The organism is Rhizobium sp. SVR5-9E (genome assembly GCF_056755095.1).
The window spans coordinates 1-6,678 of record NZ_JBNDHS010000166.1 but is presented as its reverse complement, the minus strand read 5'-3'; the positions used below and the strand labels follow the sequence as shown (position 1 = coordinate 6,678).

6 protein-coding genes and 1 pseudogene are annotated in these 6,678 nt (G+C 60.5%); all 7 read right to left on the bottom strand.

The annotated features are described in order from the left end of the window. Window positions 1-322, bottom strand: a pseudogene (locus tag ACPYOJ_RS33510) (ABC transporter permease); the annotation flags it as partial. 31 nt (window positions 323-353) lie between these two features. Then, window positions 354-1,823, bottom strand: coding sequence for a sugar ABC transporter ATP-binding protein (locus ACPYOJ_RS33505; RefSeq protein WP_481420091.1), 1,470 nt, complete (start codon window positions 1,821-1,823; stop codon window positions 354-356). 11 nt (window positions 1,824-1,834) lie between these two features. Further along, window positions 1,835-2,848 (bottom strand): ABC transporter substrate-binding protein, encoded by a 1,014-nt coding sequence (locus ACPYOJ_RS33500; protein WP_168834273.1) that lies wholly within the window; start codon window positions 2,846-2,848, stop codon window positions 1,835-1,837. Window positions 2,849-2,946: 98 nt separating this feature from the next. Then, complete coding sequence (locus ACPYOJ_RS33495) at window positions 2,947-3,831, bottom strand: SMP-30/gluconolactonase/LRE family protein (RefSeq protein ID WP_481420090.1); 885 nt, start codon at window positions 3,829-3,831, stop codon at window positions 2,947-2,949. A gap of 3 nt (window positions 3,832-3,834) precedes the next feature. After that, window positions 3,835-4,026 (bottom strand): tautomerase family protein, encoded by a 192-nt coding sequence (locus ACPYOJ_RS33490; protein ID WP_481420089.1) that lies wholly within the window; start codon window positions 4,024-4,026, stop codon window positions 3,835-3,837. A gap of 113 nt (window positions 4,027-4,139) precedes the next feature. Beyond that, a complete protein-coding gene (locus ACPYOJ_RS33485) occupies window positions 4,140-4,880 on the bottom strand; it encodes a response regulator (protein ID WP_481420088.1) in 741 nt (246 codons plus the stop codon). A 1-nt stretch (window position 4,881) separates the two neighbouring features. After that, window positions 4,882-6,168, bottom strand: coding sequence for a GAF domain-containing sensor histidine kinase (locus ACPYOJ_RS33480; RefSeq protein ID WP_481420087.1), 1,287 nt, complete (start codon window positions 6,166-6,168; stop codon window positions 4,882-4,884). Window positions 6,169-6,678: the final 510 nt, after the last annotated feature.

Here is a 6,678-nt window from a genome sequence, read left to right as displayed (position 1 = left end):
GCGCATAGATACAAATCGAACCAAGCAGCACGGTCACACCGAGCAGCGGTGCTTCGCGCAGCCAGGTGGCGGTGACACAGCCCACGAAACCGACGAAGGTGCCGATTGATAGATCGAGCTCGTTCCCGGCGATGACGAACATCTGCGCGATGGTGGCGAGCGCAATCGGGATCGAGAGGTTCAGCATCAGGCTGAAGCCGAAATAGGAGATGGCGCGCGGATTGAGCCAGCCGATCGCAAGAAGCACGAGAGCCAGTGAGAGCGCCGGCAGCATGGCGCGCAGGGTGCGTGCCCTTCCGGCGCTGCTGCGGGCAGGCCGCATAACGGAATTGTTCAGCGAAATGAATGCCATCTCAGCTTGCCTCGACGAAGGATGATTGGATGATCTTCTCCTCGGTCAGCTCGTCGCGCGTCAGGTTGGCGACGATGCGGCCGTTCTTGAAGACGTAAACATGGTGACAATTGTCGAGCTCTTCCGTCTCGGTCGTATACCAGATGAAGGTGCGGCCATTGGCGGCCTCCTGGCGGATGAGATCGTAAACTTCGAGTTTGGTGCCGATGTCGACGCCCCGCATCGGATCATCCATCAGAATAATCTCGGCGTCGGAGCCAAGCGCGCGGGCAAAGAGCGCCTTCTGCTGGTTGCCACCCGAAAGCGACAGGATATTGTTGGCCGTATCGGGGGTACGAATGCCGATCCGGCGCTTCCAGGCATTGGCAAGCTCAGCCTCGCGCTTCGGCGAGATGAGTAGGCCGGCACGTAGCCGCCTCAGCGATCGAATGCCGATATTCTCGGCGATCGACCATTGCGGGAAGATGCCGTCCGACTGCCGGTCGCCGGCGACAAGGGCAACCGGCGCCGTCACCTCGATGCCGATCTTGCCGCGCCGGGAAGCGTTGAAGATTGCCAGCAACAGATCGGTCTGGCCGTGGCCGGCAAGCCCGGCAAGCCCGACAATGGATCCTGATAGGGCAACAAGTTCGGCGCCGTCGCCCTGACGCGCTGGGCGGGCCCGCACGCGCGGACTACCTTTTGGCTTGACGGCGACGGCTTGCGCTGCGCCTTTCTCGCGATGGGCAGCCCCTCCCATGGTCGCGACCAGCCGGTCACGGTCATAGGCACGTGCCGCATCGGCCGCCACGACCTTGCCGTCGCGCATTACAACGATGCGGTCGGCATTCTGCAGCACCTCGCCAAGCAGATGCGAAATCAGGATGCAGCTGCCGCCGGCCGCAACGAAGCGCCGAACGAAAGCGAGCAACTGGCCGGCTGTATGGGCATCGAGCGAAGAGGTCGGTTCGTCAAGGATAACAAGATTCAACGGCTCCTCCGTCACGGTGAAGGCTCGGGCAACCTCCACCATCTGCCGTCGCCCGATCGAAAGATCTGCGACGATATCGGAGGCATCGATGCCGTGCTCTGGAAAGATCTCGTCGAGCTTGCCGGTAATCAGTTCGGCGGCGCGTTTGTGCCAGCTGAAGCCGCGCAGAGCTGGATGATTGATCCGGGTGTTCTCAGCCACCGAAAGATTGGGGCAGAGCGAGAGTTCCTGAAAGACGCAACGTATTCCAAGGCTTTGCGCGCGAATAACCGAATAATGCTCCCCGACCGTCTCGCCTACCATCATGCGGCCGCGGTCTAGCGAGAGCGTTCCCGCCAGCATGTTAATGAGCGTCGACTTCCCGGCGCCGTTGTGGCCGACAAGTCCGACGCATTCGCCGGGCTGCACTGAAAAATCTACACCATGGAGCGCCTTCACCGCGCCGAAATGCTTTTCGGCGCCGTGAAGGCTGATAATGGTCCGGGCGGCTTCGGCCTGCATCGGCGCAACAATCACTTGATGTTGGCCTTGATGGCCTCGATCGCATCGGCCTGTGTATATTCCTTGGTTGCAACGCTGCCGACGGGAATTTCGGGAAGATGTTGCTCGAAATCATCCTGCGTGAAGGCAAGATAGGGGACCAGCAGATCATGCGGTATGTCCTTGCGGCCATCGAGCACCTGCTGGGCGACCCAGAAGGCGAGCGTAGAAACGCCCGGCGCAATCGAGGCGGACCAGGTCGTATAACCATCCTTTGCCTTTTGCTCCTTCCACCATTGCAGTTCGTCCTGACGGTTACCCATGATGATGGTTGGGCGCGGCTTGCCGGCAGCGGCGAAGGCCTGAGCGGCACCGTAGCCGTCACCGCCCTGGGTGACGACGCCGACAATATCCGGCAGCGACGGCAGAACAGTCGCAACGGCCTTTTGCGCAGTGGTTTGGTCCCAGTTGCCGGTTACGGAATTGACGATCTTGAATTCCGGATGAGCGGCGACGCCTTCCTGCAGCCCCTTGTGGATCGAATCGTCGATTGAAGTCCCGGCAAGGCCACGGATCTCGAGCAGGTTTCCGCCCTCGGGGTGGAACTTCTTCATCTGCTCGATTTCCTGCTTACCCATATCCTCGAAGTCGACGACAACGCGATAGGCACAGGGTTCGTTGACGATACCATCGAACGAGACGACCACAATGCCGGCTTCGCAAGCCTGCTTGATCGCGCCATTCAGCGCGTCCGGCGAGGCGGCATTGATGACGATCGCATCGTATCCCTGCAGGATTAGGTTTTGGATCTGGGCAGCCTGCGTCGGCACTTCCTGATCCGCAGTGGTAAAGACGTCGGCGGCTCCGACCACCTTGTCGGCGACCGCCTTCTTGGTGACGATGTCATAACTCTTAAGCATCGCCTGACGCCATGAATTGCCAGCATAATTGTTCGAGAAGGCGATCTTCTTGCCGCTCGTGTCGGCAAAGGCCGTGCCCGATGCAAGCAGTGCGGCAAGGCTGGCAAGTACAAAGACTTTACGCATTTCAATCCTCCCTAAGTTGTTTGGACTTGAGTGAAAGGCTTTCACCCGGCGCCGATCCTCCATCGGCATCCACTCCTGCTAGCCGGTTTTCCCGGCTGTCAGAACAATCTTAACCCCGGCACGCGCACCCTTAGCCTGTGCAGCGAACTCGAAGCAGTAATATAGAGGCTCTTCAGATCCTCGTCACCGAAGGCGAAATTGGCGGTCGGCTCTGGCGTGCGGATAATGCCGAGCATGTGGCCCGACGGATCGAAGACATGGATGCCGCCCGGCCCGCAGCAATAGACGTTGCCGCAGCTGTCGATCTTCATCCCGTCCGGCGCACCCGGCCCCTCACCCTTGGTCTCGGCCCAGACCGCCCCGCCCGTGAGTTCGCCCTGCGGCGAGATGGCAAAGACCCGGATATGCTGGCGCTCCGTGTCGTTGACGAAGAGGCGCGATTCATCGAGCGAGAAGCAGAGCCCGTTCGGCTGGGCGAAATCATCCACCAACAGCGTCAAGTTGGAACCGTCCGGATCGACGCGATAGACGCCCTGAAAGGAAAGATCCTGCGGCCTTGGCACACCATAATATTCCATCCGCCCGTAGGTCGGGTCGGTGAAATAGATCGCGCCGCCGGTCGCAACGACGATGTCGTTCGGGCTGTTGAGCTCCTTGCCCTTGTAGTGTGTAGCGACGACACTCGTCGAACCGTCACGCTCGAACCTGGTGACGCGGCTCATCGCATGTTCGCAGGTGAGCAAACGCCCCTCGCGGTCCAGCGTATTGCCGTTCGCCTTGTTGCTCGGCTGACGGAAATCCTCGATCGCCCCGGAAGGCCGACGGATATACATCCGGTCTTCGGGCATGTCGCTGAAGACAAGCCATTTCTCGTAAGGATGCCAGACGGGACCTTCGGTGAAGCCGAGACCGCTTGCCAGGGTCTCCAGCGCCGCGTCGCCGACCACGTCGGCAAATCCCGGATCGCGGTTGCTCCTCGCCATGGCTCAGCTCTTCGAGGATTGGACGGATTTTCCGCCGACGAACCAGTCGGATGACGAGACGTCCTCGAAGACGACCCAGATCGCCTCTTTCGGCAGTTCGGCCAGCTCGCTGACGGCAGCGGTCACGCGACGCGCGATCTCGTCCTTACGCTCCTGGGGATGGCCTTCGAGAATCTGAATGTTGATGAAGGGCATCGCGTGTTCTCCCATGTACTTTGTTATTGCTTGTGCCCTAATTAGCCACGGATGGAAGGGTTCGGCTACGTTTGAAGACGCAGATTTGAATGTGCAAACACACATTCGGATCTTCAGAGCTCCTTCGCTGCCGAAGCCTGGTCTATCCAGGCGTTGAGGCTCTCCTGCGCGCGCCTCAGCGCATCGACATTGATAAGGCCGCGGGCAAAGGCCAGATAGATCGCCCGCGTGCGGGAATTGAAGAGCGAGGCCTCGCCCGCCCCGTCCTCGGCCATGACGACGCCGAGCTTTTCGTAGAGATGGCGGATGCGCGCCTGCGCGCCGCGCGTAGAGAGGCCGCGGCGGGCGGCGATCGCCTTGTCCGTCAGCCCCAGCGCGACATCGATCAGGCTCTCATATTCGCTGTCGGTGATGCCTTCCAGTCGATCCTGCACACGGTGCTGGATGCCGCGCACTTCCCGGTCGATGATGCAATGGCCTTCGGCGAAGACGCCCCGCAAGGCCGAGCGCATGCCCTCTTCCGACGCCGATTTCAGTACATAGCCATAAACCGTGCCAGGCGGAACGATACGAGCGACACCGCGCACATAGGACTCGTCGGCAAAATTCGACCAGAATAGGATCTGAGTATCAGCCCGACGGCTCCAGATGGATCGCGCCACCTCGATGCCTGTCGCTTTCGGCAATTGCAGGTCGAGCACCACGTAGGGCGGCTCGCGGCGTCGTGCAAGATCGATTGCGACGTCGCCGCTGCCTGCCTCGATCACCTCGACATCACCGGGCCACAGGTGCTCGATCGTGGCGCGCACGAAAGCGCGATGCAATCCGTCATCCTCGGCAATCAACACCAACATGTCAGAGTCTCCCAGCGGCGTTCACTGCGCGGACCACAGCGCCCTGCGACAGCACGCCGGGTGGGATCGTCTCGCCACCAAGCGGCACTTCGATTGCCACTCGCGTACCGCCCTTGCGGCTGGAGCGGCCGATGTGAAGCTGCGCACCGATCAGCGCCGCCCGCGTGTGCATGTGGCCGATGCCGCCATTGACCTGCGGGTCGGCCGGGGCACAACCGGCGCCGTCATCGGTGACGACGATCTTCAGCAGCGATGGTGTCGAGTCCATGCGCACCTCGATGCGGCGCGGCACCGCGTGCTTGACTGCATTGTTGATCGCTTCCTGGGCGATCCGATAGATCGCCGTCAACGTGCGCTCCGGCAGCATTTCGGCGGCGCCTTCGCTGGTATCATGGATCCGCACGGCAATCGAAGGAGTTGCCCGGCTGACGCTGCGGTTGAGATGGGCCTCTATGGCATCGCGCAAGCCGAAAAGCTCGAGCACGCTCGGGCGCATATCGTCCACGATGTGGCGCAGCTCCGTCAGGCAGTTGACGATCTCCCGCTCGAGATCCGCAAGCTGGCTGACGCCGGCCATCCCGTGGCGATGCAGCGCAGAGACGTGGCGCACGACGCGGGCGAGGTCGGCAAGGGTCTGGTCGTGGAGGTCCATGGCGATGCGTCGCCGCTCCTGCTCCATGCCTTCGGTCAGCCGAGATGCGCCGACGCGCAGGATTTCTTCGCGATTGCGCGCATCGTTTTCCGCCATCATCGCCCGGCGTGCCTCCTCGCTCTGGATCAATGCGAAAATATAGGGTGCGATGAATTCGGCGCAGTGCTGGGCGATCTCCAGATCGGCAGGCGTATAACAGCCAGGCTCGTGCCTGCTGATGTTGAGGGCACCGATGATCTCGCCCCTTGCCCGCATCGGCACCACGATGCGGCTGCGTAACCGGGCGGTAAAGATCGGCTCGTCTATGGCGCCGGTAAAGTGAAACCGCTCGTCTCCGAGCGCATCGTCACTCAAGAGAGACGGCACCTCACCTCGCAGCACCGCCCGTACCGGGCTCAGTTCGACCGGCGGTGGGCTGAGCGCGAGTTCGCTCCAGCTCGTCTGGTAGCCTGTTTCGTAGCAAATGTGGCTCTGTCCGCCGTTCAAGAGAACAGCGACATCGATATGGTCATGCGGCAGCAACTTGAAGATCTCTGTTGCCGTTGCCCGAAATGCTGCCCCGGCCTCAATATGTCCTGCAAAGGCCCGCGAGATCGCGAGCATCCGGTCGAACAGCTCTCCATTGTGTCTGATCATCGTCACTCCTCCGACAATCGCGCTTTTCCTCGAAGCACAGCATTAATGCCACGTTCGTCCGGAGATGACACTATTTGCGATGGTCGGTGACGACAAAAGCCACAAAAGCGAAAATAGTTCTCTGACCGATCGGCCGATCAGTGACTGTTCCCTTGGCAACCTTTCCTGATGTCGTTTTGCATTTAACCGTAAGATTCCGGATTAGCAGTTTCAACAAGATAGCCCGGCACTTAATTTTAGACTTGGCACTTAATTCGAGATTTCGTCTTGAGAGCGAGAAAAACCTGGGGGTCACGCTGCAAGATTTAGCTTTGCCTGCTTAAGTCGACCATCCGCAACGGCGGCTCGGACTTGAAGAACCCGATGAGCGCCAATCGGCGACCAACGCATCTGACGCTTCTTGTTCATGCGGGCATTGACGAGGCTGTTGGCAGGACTTTGGTGCACGGATCAAATTTCAACATTTTCCATCTAAGCGGCTGCGACCGACACCAGCGTGAATGAACCGGC

Excerpts from the sequence above, each read along its gene's own strand:
- ACPYOJ_RS33505 (WP_481420091.1), bottom strand. The coding sequence starts at position 1,823 with ATGCAGGCCGAAGCCGCCCGGACCATTATCAGCCTTCACGGCGCCGAA.
- ACPYOJ_RS33500 (WP_168834273.1), bottom strand. The coding sequence starts at position 2,848 with ATGCGTAAAGTCTTTGTACTTGCCAGCCTTGCCGCACTGCTTGCATCG.
- ACPYOJ_RS33495 (WP_481420090.1), bottom strand. The coding sequence starts at position 3,831 with ATGGCGAGGAGCAACCGCGATCCGGGATTTGCCGACGTGGTCGGCGAC.
- ACPYOJ_RS33490 (WP_481420089.1), bottom strand. The coding sequence starts at position 4,026 with ATGCCCTTCATCAACATTCAGATTCTCGAAGGCCATCCCCAGGAGCGT.
- ACPYOJ_RS33485 (WP_481420088.1), bottom strand. The coding sequence starts at position 4,880 with ATGTTGGTGTTGATTGCCGAGGATGACGGATTGCATCGCGCTTTCGTG.
- ACPYOJ_RS33480 (WP_481420087.1), bottom strand. The coding sequence starts at position 6,168 with ATGATCAGACACAATGGAGAGCTGTTCGACCGGATGCTCGCGATCTCG.